The 19,629-nt window shown below is 40.8% G+C and carries 17 protein-coding genes; 1 reads left to right on the top strand and 16 read right to left on the bottom strand.

The window, feature by feature from the left end:
* Positions 1-187: 187 nt before the first annotated feature.
* The 12 genes from KFE98_10615 to KFE98_10560 form a co-directional block, all read right to left on the bottom strand.
* Complete coding sequence (locus tag KFE98_10615; protein ID UTW64563.1) at positions 188-1,804, bottom strand: T9SS type A sorting domain-containing protein; 1,617 nt, start codon at positions 1,802-1,804, stop codon at positions 188-190.
* An 83-nt stretch (positions 1,805-1,887) separates the two neighbouring features.
* Positions 1,888-3,513: a T9SS type A sorting domain-containing protein gene (locus KFE98_10610; protein ID UTW64562.1), complete on the bottom strand. Its 1,626-nt coding sequence runs from the start codon at positions 3,511-3,513 to the stop codon at positions 1,888-1,890.
* Between the two features lie 128 nt (positions 3,514-3,641).
* A complete protein-coding gene (locus KFE98_10605) occupies positions 3,642-7,163 on the bottom strand; it encodes a S8 family serine peptidase (GenBank protein UTW64561.1) in 3,522 nt (1,173 codons plus the stop codon).
* A 334-nt stretch (positions 7,164-7,497) separates the two neighbouring features.
* The gene (locus KFE98_10600; protein UTW64560.1) at positions 7,498-8,088 is read right to left on the bottom strand and encodes a hypothetical protein; all 591 of its coding nucleotides are present in this window, start codon (positions 8,086-8,088) and stop codon (positions 7,498-7,500) included.
* Between the two features lie 290 nt (positions 8,089-8,378).
* On the bottom strand, positions 8,379-9,656 hold the full coding sequence (locus tag KFE98_10595) for a DUF4325 domain-containing protein (GenBank protein ID UTW64559.1): 1,278 nt from the start codon (positions 9,654-9,656) through the stop codon (positions 8,379-8,381).
* 198 nt (positions 9,657-9,854) lie between these two features.
* The gene (locus KFE98_10590; GenBank protein UTW64558.1) at positions 9,855-10,097 is read right to left on the bottom strand and encodes an AraC family transcriptional regulator; all 243 of its coding nucleotides are present in this window, start codon (positions 10,095-10,097) and stop codon (positions 9,855-9,857) included.
* Between the two features lie 351 nt (positions 10,098-10,448).
* On the bottom strand, positions 10,449-10,937 hold the full coding sequence (locus KFE98_10585; GenBank protein UTW64557.1) for a hypothetical protein: 489 nt from the start codon (positions 10,935-10,937) through the stop codon (positions 10,449-10,451).
* Between the two features lie 340 nt (positions 10,938-11,277).
* Positions 11,278-12,855, bottom strand: a complete 1,578-nt coding sequence (locus tag KFE98_10580; GenBank protein ID UTW64556.1) for a DUF4157 domain-containing protein — start codon at positions 12,853-12,855, stop codon at positions 11,278-11,280.
* A gap of 164 nt (positions 12,856-13,019) precedes the next feature.
* Entirely contained in the window at positions 13,020-13,601 is a 582-nt protein-coding gene (locus tag KFE98_10575) for an NAD(P)H-dependent oxidoreductase (protein UTW64555.1), read from the bottom strand.
* Positions 13,602-13,676: 75 nt separating this feature from the next.
* Entirely contained in the window at positions 13,677-14,003 is a 327-nt protein-coding gene (locus KFE98_10570; GenBank protein UTW64554.1) for a hypothetical protein, read from the bottom strand.
* A gap of 121 nt (positions 14,004-14,124) precedes the next feature.
* A complete protein-coding gene (locus KFE98_10565) occupies positions 14,125-14,535 on the bottom strand; it encodes a hypothetical protein (GenBank protein UTW64553.1) in 411 nt (136 codons plus the stop codon).
* Positions 14,536-14,593: 58 nt separating this feature from the next.
* Complete coding sequence (locus tag KFE98_10560) at positions 14,594-15,175, bottom strand: Crp/Fnr family transcriptional regulator (protein UTW64686.1); 582 nt, start codon at positions 15,173-15,175, stop codon at positions 14,594-14,596.
* A 151-nt stretch (positions 15,176-15,326) separates the two neighbouring features.
* Between KFE98_10560 and KFE98_10555 the strand changes: the two genes are divergently transcribed.
* The gene (locus KFE98_10555; protein UTW64552.1) at positions 15,327-16,343 is read left to right on the top strand and encodes a T9SS type A sorting domain-containing protein; all 1,017 of its coding nucleotides are present in this window, start codon (positions 15,327-15,329) and stop codon (positions 16,341-16,343) included.
* A gap of 431 nt (positions 16,344-16,774) precedes the next feature.
* Here the strand turns inward: KFE98_10555 and fabF are convergent, their stop codons facing one another.
* The 4 genes from fabF to KFE98_10535 all read right to left on the bottom strand — a co-directional run bounded on the left by fabF (position 16,775) and on the right by KFE98_10535 (position 19,616).
* Positions 16,775-18,025 (bottom strand): beta-ketoacyl-ACP synthase II, encoded by a 1,251-nt coding sequence (gene fabF, locus KFE98_10550; protein UTW64551.1) that lies wholly within the window; start codon positions 18,023-18,025, stop codon positions 16,775-16,777.
* A gap of 52 nt (positions 18,026-18,077) precedes the next feature.
* Positions 18,078-18,668 carry a TetR/AcrR family transcriptional regulator gene (locus KFE98_10545; GenBank protein UTW64550.1) on the bottom strand — a complete coding sequence of 197 codons (591 nt, stop codon included), beginning with the start codon at positions 18,666-18,668 and terminating at the stop codon, positions 18,078-18,080.
* Positions 18,669-18,779: 111 nt separating this feature from the next.
* Positions 18,780-19,022, bottom strand: coding sequence for a TM2 domain-containing protein (locus KFE98_10540; protein ID UTW64549.1), 243 nt, complete (start codon positions 19,020-19,022; stop codon positions 18,780-18,782).
* 117 nt (positions 19,023-19,139) lie between these two features.
* The gene (locus KFE98_10535; GenBank protein ID UTW64548.1) at positions 19,140-19,616 is read right to left on the bottom strand and encodes a hypothetical protein; all 477 of its coding nucleotides are present in this window, start codon (positions 19,614-19,616) and stop codon (positions 19,140-19,142) included.
* Positions 19,617-19,629 lie beyond the last annotated feature (13 nt).

The following is a 19,629-nucleotide window of genomic DNA, read 5'->3' as shown; positions in this document are numbered from 1 at the left end:
GCGAGATTAGAGAACGAGAGTTATTCATTTAGCTCTCGTTTTTTTTTGCACTTAAGGAGAGGTGAGAAGTCTACCCGACTGAATGGAATGAAGGCGGGAGTCTCTCCGACCGTACGAAGAACAGCACGAGAGTGAGGTTTGAGAACGAGGATTTTCTTTTGAGAGTCCTCGTTTTTTTTGCATAAACTCAATGAAGAATAAGTTTCCGGCATATAGGGGTGTTACCGGTTTGGCAAGTTAGCTGATAAAATCCCGCTGCGTAGCTGCTTAAGTCCAATTGTAACTCGTGATTACCAGCCTGTGTACTTCCCAAGTTCTTGGAATAAACTTCCTGTCCTTGAATATTCGTTAATCGAAGGGTAACGTTTTCATTGTCGGCTAATTCCATTGAAATAGTGACACGACCTTTTGTTGGATTTGGATAGAGTTGAAAATTGTAAGCAATTTCCTTTTCTTCTATAGAAGTAGCCGTATGATCTTGGTAGAAGATTAAATACCCATTATCTCCTCCTGATGTCGAAAAGGTATCTCCTTCAACCACCAGATTCCCAGAAAAAGTACCTGCCACGACAACCTGATCTTTATGGTTGACATCTACTAAATAAGCTTCGCCCTTATACTCATTATCTGCACCCGCCGAAACATTCATAAAATTTCTCTGAGTAGAGTATTTTTCAATTATTGTTTTGTCATCAGCTGAATTAAGAGCAAATATTTCATCATAACGATTGAGCACGAATTCCGAACAATTGGAGAATTGAAAAAAAATATCTTGTAAAACTGCTTGGTGATTATAGGTTAAGATAATGTCTCCATTTACAAAATATTCAGGGCCAACTTCGTGAGTATTTTCCGAGTTTCGAAATAGCATTCTAGGATAGCCATTAAGATCTAATTCCAGATCGAATAATTGATCTTTAGAAGTCTTACCCTCTATTAATTTTATCCATTGCTCTTTACCAGTATGATCAAATTTTGCCAGGAAAATGTTGTCATTTTCTGGTCTATTCTTATTGATTAGTATCGATTTTTCAAACTTAACCGTATCGTGGTATTGTGCTGCTAAATAGAGATTATCGTTGAGGCCTGAAACAAAATGATAAGCTTTATGTCTTCCTCCACGTGCAATTACTTTTGTCCATTTTACCTCCCCTCTATTATTCAGTTTTGAAATGAATAAGTCAAAATGAGATGTATCAAAGTTATCAGTGGTAAATAGTATTCCATCGACTTCCATCGTATCACGGAATCCTCCCTGAACCCAATATCCTCCATCTAAACTTTTTCTCACATGCCATACTTCAGGAGCATTTCCTTTAAATACAGTTCTCCAAATTAAAGAACCTCTCTCATCGTATTTATCCAGGTAATTGTCAAAGCTCCTCTTTGCAACAAGTGTATCTTGACCCAGTATCGTTGTATCACTCAGCAAATAACTAACCACTAAATCTCTTCCATCAGGTAAAAGGCTCCGTGGTAAAAACCCACTTCGATGGCTAATTCGAATTCCTTTCTTCGTCCAAAGTAATTTTCCCGCTGGGTCAAATTTGGTAAGAATCGTTCCTTTTCCCCAAGGTTCAGTGTACCTTAAAGAATCAATCACTAACGTATCATGTGAGAGAGTTGAAACTAAGTAACAGTTTCCAAAATCATCTATTCGCAACAAATACGGATCAACATTTCCCTGATCAGATTTTAAATGCCTGATCCATTTTTGCTCCAACTGTTGCGCATCAGTTCTTGGAAGTAAAAGAAAGAATGCGGCAATTACAACAAGTAATTTAGTTAAGGTCATTGCTTTCATAGCCTCACAAGGCTTTATTATCAAAATGACGGCGAATATGTTTTTAGGTTGCCCGTTTCAAAAATGAAATGCCTGGGATAATACTAATGGAGAACAAGTTTCCGGCATATAGGGGTGTTGCCAGTTTGGCAAGTTAGCTGATAAAATCCCGCTGCGTAACTGCTTAAGTCCAATTGTAACTCGTGATTACCAGCCTGTGTACTTCCCAAGTCCTTGTAATAAACTTCCTGTCCTTGAATATCCGTTAATCGAATAGTAATCTTTTGGGGATTGGGGAGATCAAGCACAAGGGTTACTCGATCCACAGCAGGGTTTGGGTAGATTTGAAAGTCGTAATCCAATTCCCTTGCCTCATTTACAGTGGTAACCGTATGATCTTGGTAAAAGGCAATGTAGGTGTCACGCCCCCCTTTGGTATTAAGGGTATCAACTCCAATAATAATCTCATTACTAAATGGTCCTGCAACCACCACTTGATCGTGCTTGTTTACATCAATTAAAAAGGAAGAGCCCAGAAAGTCATTTCCCGCCAGTGCTTGAATATTCGTGAATTGATTTTGAGTAGAATATTTCTGAAAGAGCACCTTGCTACTCGGAGAGTTAGTCGCCAGTTTTTCATCATTTCGATTAATGCAAAATTCAGTGCAATTTTCAAAAACGTGAACCACCTCTTGAAGCTGACCATCCGTGTTAAAGTCGAGCCACACACTCCCTTTGGGAATCGGAATTCCGTCTATTTCCACATCGGTATCTCCATTAGCGTAGAGGACCTGTATTCGATCCTTTGAATCCATTTCAAAGTCATACAAGGCATCATTCTTCGACTCTGAGCCAAAAGACTTAACCCAAATTTCTTCTCCCTTTGGGGAGAATTTTGCCAGGAATATTTTATTGTTAAAGATGGTCAGATGGTGGTATAGAGTTGTATTAGAAAAACGAATGGTGTCATTAAAACTTGCTGCAAAATAGATGTTGTCAGATTTATCCACAAGCAAGCCATGACGAACGTGTTCTCCACCCTTGGACACCACCTTTACCCATTTAACATTGCCTTTATCATTGAGCCGGAATAAGAAGTTATCCCATTGTCGGGCATACTTATTATCGGTGTAAAATGTAGTACCATTGACTGACATGGAATCCCGAAAATGACCTTGTCCAATTACATCTCCGTTTGATGTCACTTGAAGATTCCAGACTTCAACTTCACCGCCTGCAATTCTTGTTCTCCAAATTATTGAATCATTTTTGTCCCACCGCTCAATTAATACATCTGCTTCTCCATAACTGTGAATAGTTTCGTTGGGCAGGATTACAGTATCTGACAATGAGATTGCCATATACAATCCATGTTCTGTGGGAATAAGGGTTCTATAATCGATACCTGCACTCGGCTTAATCCCTTTAGGCAACCAATATCGAATAAGGTTACCTAAAGAATCGTATTTAATCATTACTCCACCTACTCCCCATTGAATACCATCAACGATGGTATCGAACCGAACCGAATCGTAACTAAATTGACCATAGAAATAAGTATTGCCGTGAGGATCAGTATAAACATTAATGGGATCGACGTTACCACTATCCGAAGTAATGTGCCTTACCCATTTAAGGTCCATATCCTGCGAAAATCCATTTAGAGAAACACCTATCCCTAATAGGCAAAGCAGTAATAAGCTATGTAAGGTGTGGTTCATCATTTCCATGCAAAGATACTTAGGAAAAAGGCTTTGCTTTTCTTTCTTTTAACGTCGCTTTCAAATTAACGTTGCTTTTTAACGAAAGGTAAGAGACTATCCACCAGTTGGTAGAAAGTCTCTTACTTAGATTCACTCTATTGAATAACCAAGCGTTTGGTTTCAAATTTTTCAGCAGTTTTTAACTCAATTATATACATACCTGAGCTTAACCCCTCTAATGACAAGGACCACTCGTTCTGTCCTTCAACAATTGTTTTTGATTCTATGTAAACAGATGAGCCGTTCAAATCGCAAACTCTTAAAGTTCCTTTTTCACTCTTAGAAGTAATCCATCGTACCGATACCTGATCACCTGCTGGGTTAGGATAAACCGAAAGAGAACTTTTTTGCTTCTCAATGCCCTCTTCCTGGCCGGTAAAGAAATCTGCTTCGGTAGCGTTAGCATCATAAAGGTGAGCTCCATAACTCATTGTTATATTGCCAGGATAATAGACCCAACTTCCATTTATTTTGATCCGGTACTGATAAGTCTCCAGGGTAGCACTGGACTGAGAAAAAGCGGTTATACTTCCACCTGGAATACCCGGAATCACATGCACTCCTGTAGATGGGTTTTGCAACCCGGTACTAAAGTTCTCACGAACCCAATGACCCAATACCTGATCCTGGGTTCTAATGGAATGGCTTACTGTTTTCGATATTTTGATTAACTCTCCGGTGTAGGTTCCTTTTTTGATTACACCAACATCTTCAGTTACTGTAATGGTTTTACTACCTAGGTTCACAGAACTACCCGGCCCAAAATTGGTGTGGGTAAAATGATCGATTCGGTATTTTGGGTAATCCATGTGCTCCATTACTTCCTGGGCATTCAATGCTCCCCAGCCACATTCAGGAGAAGGGTAGCTACTGCAAGTGGGAGAAGTAGAGGTATATTTTTGAACCAGATATTCAACATCCTCCACGCTTAGATCCTCGTATAAAGGACTTTGCCCATTAAATTCGCTCAGCACCAGGGCCGCAACTCCCGCCACATGAGGGGCAGCGGCAGAAGTATTTTTAAAATCCCGGGTAGCCGCTAACTGGAAACTATTGTCAGTCTGAATCAAGGATGGATGACCCGGAGCCAGTAAATCCATATTTTTATCGTAAGAAGATACTGCTCTGCGGCTTCGGGTTGGATCAAACGCCCCAACACTGATCGTCCAGCTATCGTCAAAAACAGCTGGAAACGACATCGCCGTACTTCCAGAATTCCCCCTTGCCGCCACGGTAACCACTCCATTTCGGGACATATTCTGGACGGCTTTCGCTATCGAAATTAGGTTATTGCTATTGTTATTGTACTGAAACGGCCAAGTCAAACTTCCACCTAAATCAATAGAAAGATTCGCAATATCTATTCCGAACCCCGTCCCGGTGTTGGATTTCACTCCCATCATATTAAATGACTGTACTATTTTACTTGTAGGAAGGTAGGTCCAGGCTCCGGGTTGGGTAGTGGTACGCCCGATCCGGGCTGCCATGATCAAACAACCATAGTCTCGGTTATTGTCCCAATCTCCTCCTGCAATTCCCGCGACTCCAAAGTTGTCATTGCGAGTAGACCCTATGATGCTGGCACAGGAAGTGCCGTGTTGACCAGGATCTGGAAGAGTCTTACTACTTAAGAATAAAAAGCTTCTGTCGTTTTCAAAATCATGGCCAGATACTTTAGATGAATCGGGATTTTCTTTATCCCCAGGTGTAAAATCGTGGTGTTTCCATTCCACTCCGGAGTCAAAAACTCCAGTGACAATCCGTTTATTCCCTTTTTGTACATCCCAGGCTTTATCCGCAAAAATGTGACTGTTAGGGAAGGAGTTGGTTGGAATCAACGCTCCCTGATCATCATTTTGAAGATCGGGGTCGTTTGGAATATCGAGAGGCTGTGGAATCACATTTAGTTGAGCATAATAGATTCCTCCCGTTTCATTGAGCAGGTTAGCGACTTGTTCCTCATTAATATCTCCATTCAGGTGCAAAACAAGCTGATTCCATAGAGGAGGAAGTTCGATCCACTGCCCGGTTCGTGCTAGAGATAAAGTGTCTGAAGTAGTAAAGGCCGGGTTTACTTTAGATACCCATAGCTGGTTTATATCCACGATTTCGGATAAACGTACGGCAATGGAATCGGCCAGGACCGAATCTAAGGCCTGATACAATTCGTTTTGTTTTAAGTCAGTGTCATCGGCAAAATCCCGTTTAACCAGATCCGGGTTTACCTCCAGTAATATTTCATTTTTCACATAGTCCAATGACAAAGAGCCGGTGGTTGTCTCAGTGGTCAGGTCACGGTAAGCGGCATCGATCTCAAACCGAACATATGAGCCGGAAGCCAACCCGGAAGTATAACCGTTGACGCTTATTCCATTATTGGTTGTGGGTTCAATGTGAGCAACGCCTTTGGCCTCATTACCATTACTCCAACTTTTCGACCAGTTAACCGCTCCACTATTGTCCCAAGCGGTCAACAGAAAATCAGCCGTTGAACCAGCCCTGGTAATACCTGCGACATAAATCTCACCGGATTTTATCACCATTTGGTGAGCTTCGGTCGTTCTTCCGGTTTGAAGGGCATATTCCTTTTGCCAGATCAGATTTCCATTGAGGTCATATTTTAGGAGCAATTGGTCGGTGTTTCCGGCATCATTTTCTCCATTACCACATACGTAAAGATTATTAGCATTGTCCCAGGTAAGATCAAAAGCCCGGTCATTTCCTCCTGAGTAGTCAAAACTCCTAGACCAGTCCACCGAATTTTGCGCATTTACCTTAACCAGAACAAGATCTTCACCGTCTGTTGCGGTTGTTGTAAATCCAGCGATGTATTTGTTATTCTGGTTATCAATTGCCCAAGCCGTTGGCTGATCCATTCCGGTGTTTAGAGAAACCCGGTTGTTTCCGATACTTTGACCGGTATTGTCGTAGATCAGTACAAGCATGCCCCAATCTTGCAAGCTATCTGAGCTATATCCGGCAACGTTCAGATCACCGTTTCCGTCAATCCGAACATCAATAGGAGCATCTTCTTCGTTTTGATAATCGTATTGTACTGACCAGTTCTCATTACCCTGGTTATCGAATTCAGCTAAAAAGACGTCGTGAAGGGAAGTCGTATTGGATACCGTTCCGGTCAAATAGAATTCATCAACGGACTCACAAAGAATCTCAACCGGATATGCGGCCAATGCTCCCGCCGCGGTCCAACTTGTCTTCCAGGATTGGGTTCCGTTGGCCTCGTAATGAGCTAATAAGACTTCCGTACTACCTGACGATTCCGAAGCTCCTGTTACAAATAAATCTCCATTCGGATCAAAACAAACTGATATTCCGTAATCCTCTTGTCCGTTATGGTCTATCGAGGTTTGCCATAAGGTATCACCAACATCATCGAAAAGAGTTAGCAAAAGGTCAAAATCACCGTTGGATTTTGTACTTCCTAAATGGGCTTGGTGTCCGGAATTGGGGTCAATCGCAATGGCAAAATGATCCACACTATGGGGGCTCCCGAACTCAAAGGTGTTTTCAATATTGATCTCGTAAAGTTGGCTATAGCTGTTTTGACAAAAGGTCAGTAATACGCACAGCAGCGCAAGGTGGTATGAATAATTCATAGTAAAGGAGTTTGAATAAACGTTTATTTAATTTTGGTTGCATCCCCTCCGGTTGTAGAGGGTTCGAAACATGAATTAAAAATAGGTCAATCAGGTAAAACTGTTGACCTGATAAGTCGTTTTTTTTTACAACGAACTTATTTTTAACTAATTGACGGTGTCAATGCACAAATAAAGTCATTCGAGTTTAATCCAGATTTGGGTACGAAATTAGAAGCGAGAAGTGAGTCCTGGAAGCTAATTGGAGAGAGCGAAATTCTATTGAGGATCCTCGTTTTCTTTTTGCATTAAGAAGAAGCGAGAAGTTCACCAAATGTTGAACCGTTCACTGGTTTTATTGAATTACCCCATCTATTCTCTTCAATATTTCCAGTTCCCATTGGCTTGCGGAATCAACAGTTTTAAAACCATTGCCATTTGTCTTGTCATAAATACTTCTTAGGATTTCCCTTGTATGATTCAACCCCAAGTAATCTCCGATACTAATGATTTCCTCATCAGGTATTTCACATTCCCACCAGAATAGAATCTGATTTACAAATAATCCATCCCATGAATAAACTATAATGTCTTTCTCATCCAATTCGTCTTCTACGTCATATCTTATAAATCCACCTAATTCTGTATCAAATGCAAAAATTGTTGAATGTGAATATGAAAAAATTGGTTGATATCTATTGGTTTGATAAATCTGTTGTTCTTTTTCGGTAAGTTGAAGAATTGAATATGGAGCATTATAATCAGTTCCAAACGCACGGCTAAATTCGGAGCTGCTAACTTCCTCCTTAATTATCTCAAGCAGAACATTTGGAAGACCATTATCAACAATATAGCTGCTTAGACCTTGCTTGATATTGTCAGATGATAATTCATCGTTAATCTCATCACTCTTGTTTTTTGTTCCCTTTTTCCAAAAGAAATTCATCGTCTAAAATTCTTACAAATAATCAGATTCATAACACGACATATCTCTCCCCCAGCCTTTTTCCGACTCGAGTTCACTTTAAGTTTTACTTTCAGAATTTAATCATCAAAATACTTATTTTCAGAACTTAAAAAATTTAATTCCCTTCGCATTGAAAATAGAAGAAAAGTTTCGTCGTAGTTTGAAACTACGACGAGGTATTGGTGAATCGGTCTCATGACCGAAATGGATAAACTGCGCAGAGGTGGGCATAAATATTTACTAACTTGAGTTGAGACGAAATACCCTTTCTATTCTCCGTCGTTCGCCTGTGTTAATCTTTGAGCGATTGCCTTATCAAGTAAATTTCTAATTAATGGTTCCATGTTGGTATTTCTAATTATTGATGAAAAAGAAATAGCCCCCATTTTTAGAAATAACTTTCCAATCATTTCATCCGCGAAACTACTTGAAATTACAGGGACTCCTTCCCAATCAATTACCAACGGATAACTCGGCTTTGCCTTTATTAAATTATTAATCTTTGTGTTAATTTGTTTTCCTGAACGTCTTGTTCCAAAACCGGTAGTTTCATTTTTCATAGAAAGGAATAAACAATCTTCATCTTCCATTTCATAATGATAATCAATGACATTTCCAGGCTCATAGTCCTCATCCATTCCAAAATTTAGAGCTTTGGAAATTGAGAAATCAGAAGTCACCTTAATCTGTCCACAAACCAATGTACCCTGGTAATATTGATAGTCTTTTCGGTTGTTTCGCGTGGTATTATCAATTGTACTTATTACTCTAGCACTTCCGCTTGTAACCTCCAAGGATCCTCCTGTCAGAGTAGCAACTCTTAATGATCCTGCAAGTCCATTACCTTGACCATATTTCGGGTTACTTGTAACACCAGCTTTAACGGCCTCTCCGATCGCCTGCATATCAGTCCTTAATGACGGAAATCTCTCTTTTAGAGAAGTCAATATCCCTTTTCCTGAATCAGCAACAGCAAATGCTATTTGTCCATTTGTCGGATATGTACTTACTTGGACAAAACCGCCATTTATTCCTTGAGAATGATTCAAAACATTGTCCGTAATTTCATTGATTGACCATTCCAACCCGGATAGTACATCCTTCGGTACCTCTATGCTCCGCAAAACGACATCCATAAAATCATTAACTACTTGTGTCTGCTCATTTTCATCTCTAAAATTCCTAGTAACTAAATGTCGATCATGAGTTGATTCCGATTTCTCAAATTGTGCTGGAGACAAAAAATGCGCCCAATTAACACTTCGAAACAGTCGTCTGACATTATCACTTTGTGGTAATTTGACGTATACATCATATCCTTCATCCCTAATTTCAGTGATGGTTGAAATTATTGGAAGCACTCCGTTAGGATAAGCCTGCATAACTCTTGAGAAATCAACAGTCAAATTTTCATTTTCCGACTGCTTAAATCGATTAATTGCAGAACAAAAATCCTTAACATTAAAAGAGTTAAGCTTTCCTGTAAACTTAATAGTTGAGTTATTTTGCCTGAACCAGGTATTTCGATTCGATTTTCTTTTTTGCATTAAAAATAATTGAGCACAACATCAATGCTATCATTTTCTTGTAGATATTCGATTTGAATAAATACCCCAAAATTCGGAAGCAGAATAGGAAACAAGAGAAGAAGTACAGTTTAGTTTTGTTGAATCCTAAAATTAAACTTTTCCAACCAACAATTCCCTAACCCCGCTATTCAAATTTTCAACTTTGCAAGTCTCTATTCAAACCCGAACAGGAAGGTTGCTTTTCCGTTCTTGATTAGGGGTTAGCCTGGTGTGCTTTTTATAAAAATTGATGAAGTTGGATCTATCGTCGAAGCCGAGTTCTGTGGCGATGGTTTCTACGCTAAACTGGGTGTTGAGCAACTTGAAGTGAGCCTCCATGATTATGTATTCGGTCAAGATCTTTTTGGCGGTCTTTTGAGACGTTTGTTTTACGCACTCGGATAGACATACCGTGCTCACATTTAGCTTTTCCGCGTAATAGCTGATCCTTTTGTTCTTTTTTCGGTTTGCCGGATTAACTCTTCAAATCGATAGGTGATTTCTTCTTTTCGGTGTTTTCGTTGAAGAAGAAAATTTCCATTCCCAGCCAGCAGTCTTTTGGTTTCTAATAGAATAGTTTTTTTTTTAAGATTTATAGTCCAATGGATTCAAGACTTTGAATTTGATACTCGCCATAGAAAATAATCCTTACAATCCGAATACGATGAACTAACTTCCTTTTTCGTCAATAAAGCTGAAGAAGTGTTCACTCTGAAAAAGGAAACTCGCTGATAATTTGGTAATCAGAAGCTATAAATGGCAAAATCTTAATCATTTGCAATCTGCCCGTAAAATACCCCAATTAAAACTGGCAATGTCTTTAAATTGTTGATTGGTCACAACAATTTCAGTTGAATACTTAATGCTATCATTGGGGGTTATGAATTCGTAAACGTCAAATTCTTTCTCCAGTATCACCGTTCCTGTTTTGGACACAAATCTCACCTTGGCTTTAACATCTTTATAGGTTGCCAGAGTAGCCTTACTCCTCAAGGTACAAAACAACTTTAATCCTTTGACTTTTGTGCTAAAAGCATTTTTATAGATTGGTTTATACTTTAATGAACCATTTAAATATTCACTTCCATCATAGCATTCCCGGTCCTTCAGTTGTTGTTTTAATTCAGCCTCGGTCATTGGCGCAGATTCTTCATACTCAACCGTATCTTCATAAATTCTATCATTAGAAGAATTGGAACTACAAGCTCCTAAAATCGAAAATAAAAGAAGGGCAAAGCTCAGTTTAGCAAGGTATTTCATTATTGATGTAATTTAAAGTTTGGCAATTGTAAAGACGAATTCAAATTCCAGAAGGCAACACATTTCATTGAGTAATTTTCTGGAAAAAATTTCGATTAAATTTCATTGTTTAGTAGTGATTTTATTCAGGAAAACTGCAACTAACAAAACCGTTTTATGTCATTCACAAAGTTTATTTAAACGCAGTTATAAAATGAAGTATTCTTCAAGGAAGTACAGTTTAGTTTAAACCTAAAATTAACCAATTTAACCAAACTCCAGCTGCGGCAATGTCAATCCGGTAGGGTGGGACAAAACGGAATAAACTAAATCGTGTGGGCATGGCCTGTCCTCTGCATTTCTAAATCAGCGGGGCTAACATCATCCAAAAGGTGCACCTCCATAGGTCCACTTTGATGCCCCCTGAGGCGGCCCTCACTCTTGGTTTTGTAGCCATTTCTTTTAAAACCTTATAGATATGCTTAAACATCTCGATACCTCCACTAAACAGGTGCTTGATCATCTTTGCTACATTGTTGATTATGTCGGGCGCCACGTTCTTATCTGAAACGGAACAAAAATTTAATATCGCCTCAAGCATACCCACTGAAACGTTGAAGTACTTATCAAATGGAGCCAGGCTTTTGGGAACAATATGCAGCACGGCTTCTTTAATAAATAACAACGCCGCCCTTACTTTCTTCATGTAATTGGAGATTTTCCTCAACAAGGCCATTTTATCGTCAGTCAATCCCGCTTTGGTCCAGGTCTCGAAAAACTTGGCGACTTCCATAAACATGCTAACGCCAGTAATTAATCTCCTGTAACCTACTGGATGTTCAATTTTCTGGGCCAGGCTAACCGTATTGACGATAAACAATTTGATCTGCTGAGAAATACTTCGAACGGCAAAGGCGGCAGCGGAAACTTCATTTCCCATAATGGCCTGCATAGCTCCCTGTACCATCAAGGTAGAGCTTACCGTACCCCATTTATTCACCCGACCTGTTAACCCAAACCAGCGATCTTTAAATGGCTTATATTCCATCAATTCATCGTGAAGTCCACTTTTCAAATGTTGTAGAATAAACTTCCACCGTTCCAATCCTCCTGTTGGATCAGCAGCAATACAAGCCTGTTTAAATTCCTGCTGAATGTTTGAATTGTCTATTCCTTCTTTAATGGCATCAATAAGAGTATCGTTATATACCTCTTTACCACCTCGATTGGTTGTAGGTAATCGTTTTAAATGGCTGTATATATCGAGTCGGGTCAAAAGCATCACAGCCTCGTTGCTGTATAGATTTGGCCTGGCAGCCTTTATCAAATAGGCTCGAGCCTCTTTAAACTCTTTGCGATTCTGAGGCATCAATTGAACGGCAGAAGTGGACTGACTTAGACCTGCTTCGCGAAGCCGTGCCGAGGGTTTGGCTTTGGCTTGCAAAGCCTTCTCCCCCATTCTATCGGCCTCGCTTTCCAGCTCAGCTTGGTCGTTTATATCGGGTCCCTCTTTCATTTGAATGGTTGGTTGTACCCTTCCTTGCATTTGTTGCACAACATGCCAGGCTTCATGGGGTAAATGTTTTTCTTGACCTCTTGCCAAATGAATCGACGACCCTTGCGCAAAAGCATGAGCCCTTAATTGGGCAGGCCTATCCGAATTATAATGAACTTTTACGTGGTCCATGGAATACCCGGAAAGGCTTTCTATTCCCGATTTTAGATCATCTGGAAGTCCTGTATTATTCTCCTTTCTCTGAACGGGAGCTGATCCAATTGGCGGATTCTGAACTAAATCAACCCATTGACGCTGGGATGCAAATTCTGATCGTTTGTCAATGATCCCTTGATGAGTATCACTTTTACGGGTCGTTCCTTCCGTGCTATTGGCCGCGGGTGAACTACTGTTATGTCGATTTTTCCGGGTATTAGAATTCATGCACGCACGCTTTGGGTGCACTTCTGCAAGGTGACCGCCTACCTTAGTTCATCCAGGAAGCCAATCACGCGTAGATTCACGAAGGATACTTAAAAAAAGGATCAAAGGGTGAAACAGAAGATACAGTTTAGTTTGACCCTAAAATAAACCATTTTGATCAAACTTCACCTTCCGTTTTTCCCAAGCCCTTCCACTTTCCGCAGCCACTTCTCCCTAAAGCTATCTTTGGAAAGACGGATGGGACCAATGGTGGTAAATTTCACAGACTTGACTCCAATAAAATTTAGGGTTAGCCCTTTCATGGCTTTGTGACTTGGGTTTCCGTATACCCACTTGTAGTACCAGGCAGGTTGGTCGAGGGTGCAGATAATTCGGGCAGTTTTTCCTTGGAAGAGCTTGTCCCACCACAAGGATCCTTTCCTTTTGTTGAAGGCATAACCGGGTAGTAAAACCCGATCCAGAAATCCTTTCATGATGGCAGGCACGGAGCCCCACCAAACGGGGTAAACCCATACTAAATGATCGGCCCATTTTAGAACCTCCTGAGCTTTTAATAAGTCGGGTTCGAGTTCGGTGCGTTTTCGATAACCGAATTGAAGATTGGGGTTAAAATCTAAATCGTTGATGACGATTTCCTGGACCTCAGCACCTGCTTCCAGAGCTCCTTTTTTGTACGCCTCTGCCAAGGCGTGGTTGTAACTCTCTTTGTCGGGGTGACCGATGATAATGGCTATTCGTTTATTCATTTCTTATTTAGTTAACGATTTCTGTCAGACTTAAGATGGAGATGGCCTCGAAGCCGAATTAATATCCCTTTCGGCTCAGAAATAGTACTTGAACTTTTCTTCGGTTGAATTGCCGGATTCATTCCTGGTGCTAAAGAATTTAAACAGCAGAACACACCCAGCCAAAGTGAGGTAGGATGTACAAATCAGGAAAACAGCAATGCCGCAAAACAGAGCCAAGGCTTGGGCTCCAAATTCTCCCAGGTGATTTTCAAATTCTAAAAAGTAATGGTAGACCGCAAGCCCGTAATCGTAAAAGCGAATGGTCAATTCATACGCCAGCCAAGCCGAGTAAAACCAGGGTCTAATGGGTACCCACCAAGGGCCCAGAATTGATTTTTGCGGTATTCTATTTGCTTCCATTTTTTAAACCTTTTGGCAAAGGTCAATCGCACGGAAGCCATCTCATTTGATCTAAATCAAATTCGTTTTCGATATTAAGGAATAGCCTTAAAGAGTAGACTGAGTCGTTACTTCAGTAAAATCATTTGGACGCCCCAACTCTGCGCTGCTGAATGAGCATATATAGAGCATGAGGGAGCATGATGAAGGTCATTCCAGAGAAGGGTATCATATAAACGCCGATTAAAACGACCATCAAGTAGAGGTAGATAAAGCTTTTTGGAATTTGACCATTCACCTTTTCTACGTGATTAACCAATACGCCAATGGGAAGAATTAAAAGCCCAAAATAGAAGAACCAAAATGCGGCGAAGTTTTCATAATTCATGATTCCATTAAGCAAAGGAAATTCAGTAAGTCCCTCACTGATTTTGAAAAAGAAGGAGCCGTAAAAATCGGCAAACTGTTTTCCAAAGGCAAAGGGAGTAATGGCCAATAGGGTGTGCATGGCTCCAATGAAAATCAGGATTTTTCCGTTGGTTATGTGCTTCATGTTATTCTTGTCTTTCTCCAAAGATTATGGGAATAGCAGCCTTTTCCTTTGACCTGTATCAAATTCGTGCCCGGGAGCTTCTAATTCTACTTAATGTCTCCAAGGTTATGCCCAAATAGGAGGCAATATGGGTCAATGGAATTCTCTGCGTTATATTGGGGTAAATGGTCAATAACCGATCAAACCTTTCCTCGGCTTTCGCAAACTGAATAGTGTTCAACCTTTCGCATAGACCCAACATGGTTTCCGTAACAACCTTGCTAATTATCCGCTCAAAATCGTGGTGTTTTTCGGAAAGTGAATCAACGGTATCTTTGGAGAATTCCAAAACCATCGAGTCTTCCACAAATTCCACGTAATGGGGACTGGGCACATCTCCAAAAAAACTCACTATCGGAGCCATAAATTGATTTTCAAAAGTGAACCAGTCGGAAATATCTTTTCCTTCTTTCAAATAAAAAGCCCGGGCACAACCTTCGATAATCAAATAGGCCTTCTTCGCATATTGCCCTTCACGCACAACGATCTCACCCTTTTTTAGGAAGTTGAGTTTCGATCGATCCAGGAATTCTCTTTGGCATTCTTCAGACAGAGGAGCGTAGGATTCTTGGACGTTAGCGAGGATCTGTTCAAGGTCTATTTCATCACTTGTTTGCAACATGAGTTGTGAGAATGGTAAACGTCCGAAAGGTACTGCTATAAATGAAGCAAGCAGCTATTTGCCAATGCCCATAAACGTGTAATTAATGGAATCGTTTATTTTTGGATAGACCATTTGCAAAACCCAATCCATGAAAAGAGCCTTCCTTCTAACTTTTTTATTGACCAACATCTACCTGCATCTTTTTTCACAATCGATCAATGACCACCTCATCTGCCAGTATCCCATGGACAGTTTGTGCCTGGACACCTCGGGCAACGCACATCACGCTACAATAATCAAAGCCAATTTGACAACGGATCGATTTGGCAATCCCCAATCTGCTTTTGATTTTGATGGTGATTCATCATTCATTGAGTTTGGATCATTCATTCGGGTGGACACCCTAAAAGAGGCCACTATTGCCGCTTGGTTTTATCCAAGGACAAATACTTCGTCAAACATCCAAGTTACTGGAATACAGGTTGGTGAAGCGGAATGGGGTGAATTTTCTCTTACCTATAGCCATTACCCAAATTTTGAGCCACAATTTAATGCGGAATTATCCAATTGGAAAAGGACTTCATACAGTTTCATGAGCAGCCAAAGCTTCCCTCTAAATAAGTGGTATCATGTGGTGGGAGTTTATAAAGAAAATGAAGTGTTGCTGTTTATTGATGGCGTTTTAAACAAAGGAGGAAATGGCGCAACCTCAAGCCCAACTATTGATGGTATCGTAGGCAATCCCAGTTTAATAATGGGCAAAAGCCAATACGACATTCTTTCGGGAAGAACCTACTACTACAACGGAAAAATTGATGATGTTCGAATCTATGGTCGGGCGCTCGAACCGTGGGAAATTGATTCGTTGCATGATGGAAAAATCACTACTTCTATAAAAGAGTCTGCACATGATGAAGATCGCTATGATGTCTACCCAAATCCATTCAACGGCCATCTTTTCATCCGTAACGAGAATCCTAATCAATTAGCAGTGTCGGTGTCCATTTTAGACTTTCAAGGAGTATTGATAGATCAAAAAATCATCAACCCGCAACAGCTTCTATTGGAATGGGAAATATCAAATCTTTCGAAAGGCCACTACCTGATTGTATTCAAGCAACAAGGCAAGATCATTCAAAAGAAAAAGCTCCTGGTTATCGAATAGCCACATCAAAACATTTGAGTAAACCAACGAGCTACTCATCAACAGGCATGCATCAAATGGCGCTTAATCATACCCGCTAAACCAGAGATCAATCGGGCACATGCACTTTCATCAAGGACTTGATTTCATAGAAAAAGCGATTGTTTTAAAGAGGATTACCAATTGGAAGAAATCTCTACACCAGCAGAAGTCGACCGCTCTTTTTTATATCGCTTTCTATCTTTTCTGGCTTTTCTTTTGGAATTGCAACAGGGACATTTCATTTCACAGCAGATGTGGCTATGATTACAGGATCTGTCTTTGTAGGCTCTTTTGAAACTACCGCGATAGGGTTGATTAGAGAAGCTACATGCCGCCAATAAAAGGGTTGATAGAAGCAGTGCTGTTGTTTTCATCCGGTAAACATAGCGTTAATTCCTATTTGATTCACATTAATCTACAGCGTACTTCTTCAAAATCAACGCGGCACAATGCCCGCCAAATCCAAAGCTATTACTAAGCGCATATTGAATCTCCCTGGAGCTTTTCTTGTGAAGAGATAGATTCAATGCTTTGGGAATGTTTTCATCTACTTCGGTCGTATTGATTGTGGGTGGAATCCAATTGTTTTGCACAGACAAGGCGGTGGAAATGGCTTCAATGGCCCCGGTGCCGCCTAACAAATGGCCGGTCATAGATTTGGAGGCGCTTACTTGAATCTTGTCCAAAGTAGATTCAAAAAGCTTTTCAATCGCTCTAACTTCGGATAGATCTCCTACTCCTGTGGAAGTAGCGTGAGCATTGATGTAGTCTATTTTTTCGGGTGCTATTTCCGCTTCCTGAAGTCCGCTTTGCATGGCCAAAAATGCCCCCGTGCCTTCGGGGTGGGTTCCAGTGATGTGGTAAGCGTCTGAGCTTTCTCCCCCACCGATTATTTCGGCATAGACCTTAGCCCCTCTCTTTCTGGCCGAATCCAGGCTTTCGATAATTAAGGTCCCAGCCCCTTCTCCAACTACAAATCCATCCCTGCTTTGGTCAAATGGTCGGGAAGCGGAACTGTATTCTTCGTTGTTGGTGGACATGGCCTTCATCGCGTTAAAACCGCCAATGGATGCCTCGGTAATGGGAGCTTCTGAGCCACCGGTTACGATGATATCTGCTTTTCCCCAGCGGATGTAGTTGAAGGCTTGAATAATGCTTTGAGTGGATGAAGCACAAGCGGTAACGGGACAGTAGTTCACTCCTCTTAGCCCATGCTTGATGGATATTTGACCGGCCAGCCCATTTGAAATGATCTTGGTGATAAAAAAGGGATTAAATCGAGACATGGAATTTTCGCTTGCACGAGCTGCGATCTCTTTTTCAAAGGTTTCAAAACCACCAATACCACTGGCAAAAATGACACCGATTCTATTGACATCCAATTTTGAAAAATCAAGTTCGGCATCGGCGATCGCCTCATGGGCTGAAATCAATCCGTATTGGCTAAAGAGGTCCAATTTCCTGGCTTCCTTGCGGTCGAAATAGTCGAGTGGGTCGTAATCCTTGATCTCGCAGGCAAACTGCGTTTTGAAGTGGGATGGATCAAATCGGGTGATTCGGCTCGCTCCCGATACTCCGTTCAAAAGGTTGCCCCAGTATTCCCGGGTGTTTTTTCCAATGGGGGTAATGGCTCCCAACCCTGTGATAACTACTCTTTTCATTTTTAAATAAATTCATCATATACCGTAAGGTATATGGACGTTTAAAATTTTTTTAGTTCTTGATTATTCGATGTATTTCAGCCTCCAGAAAATCGATGTTATCGATTAATATTTCAGGCTTATCCAGGGTTTTGGCCAGCATAATACTTCCCTCTACCATGGCAATGATGCGGTAGGAAAATACAGATGAATTGACCTCTTCCCATTCCTTTTGGCGCCTTCCTTCTTCCAAAATGGTCACGATTCGCTGGTGCCAACTGTAAATGGTTTTCACCACTTCATTTTTGAGTGCTTCATTCCCATCATCGGCGTCTATGGCGGTATTCAAAATGGCGCAGCCTCCATTGTTAAAAATGGACCGAAAAGCTGTTCGGTAATAATTCAGAAAAGCCAGGAGCTTATCTTGAGCTCTATCTTCCTGATCCAATTTTTCACTCAACTGTTTGGACTGAAACTGGAGGTTGTACTTAAAAGCTTCAACGGCCACTTCATTTTTGTCCTTAAAATTGCCGTAGATACTGCCTTTGGTCAAACCGGTGGCTTGGGTCAAATCGGAAAGATAGGTCCCGGTATATCCCTTTTTATTGAATATCGAGGCTGTCTTTTCTATAATCAGCTGCCTGGTTTTTTCTGACCGTACCATTTTGCAAATATACCTTACGGTATATGAGAATGCAAATTTCTATTCTTAAGCTGGAATCAACCGAAGGCTTAAAGCCCGTAAGATCTTGTCAATAGATAAATGCGGAAAGGACTAATTCCGGCTTGAATTGGCCAAAGTAGCCGCCCGAATTGTCTCGAGTTCTGTCTTTGTGTTGTAGTTGTCCACGGCGCCACCCAGGGTAAACAAATCGATCAAGGAACCGATTCCGAAGACGCCTCCGGTAAGAATCCAGATTATTCCTTTTCCAATTTTGCCCAGGTAAAAATGATGAAAACCTAACCAGCCGAAAATGCTAATCAACCACAAAAGGTAAGCTGTTGTTTTTGACTTCATACTTGTTTTAGTTAAGAGGGCCCCCCTCAATAGAATAACAGTTTAGTTAGAACCAAAATAGTCATTTCAAGTAAACCGTCGATCTCATCCAAGGCTCAACAATTCACCATTTACCAACTAATGGAAACTGCTTTTTTTATACTCCAGATTCAGCAAAAAGCCATTCACCACCGTCCACCAAAAAACGGCGAAGCCCATCAAAAATTCACTCCGCGTTATCCATTCGTAGGGTAGAAAAGCGAGCCCACTTAATGTGGCAGTAACTGCTATTTGAACAAGAGTTATACGTTTTTTAAGGAGGTATTTGGTCGCTAACAGAAACAGCAGAGAACCTAAGAACCCCGCCAAAATAGTGATGAACTTTATCCGGCCTTCGCCACTAAAGAGCCACACACTCCCATGATAAATACCCACGGACAAAACAAAATGAATGAAGGGTTGAAGAATGGAATTGGGGTTGGATAGTTTATAGTAGCTGGTGGTCAAAGGAAAAGTAATTCCTGGCAGGAAAAGCATAACTCCTGCAAACAACCCTTTTGAGGTATCGCCAAAATCGAGGGACCAGCAAAACAGGAAGTAAAACAGTCCAGTCAAAAAAGAATGAACA

Source organism: bacterium SCSIO 12741, assembly GCA_024398055.1.
Taxonomy (GTDB): domain Bacteria; phylum Bacteroidota; class Bacteroidia; order Flavobacteriales_G; family Salibacteraceae; genus SCSIO-12741.
Note: the sequence above shows the minus strand (reverse complement) of the source record. Positions and strands in the feature narration are given on the sequence as shown.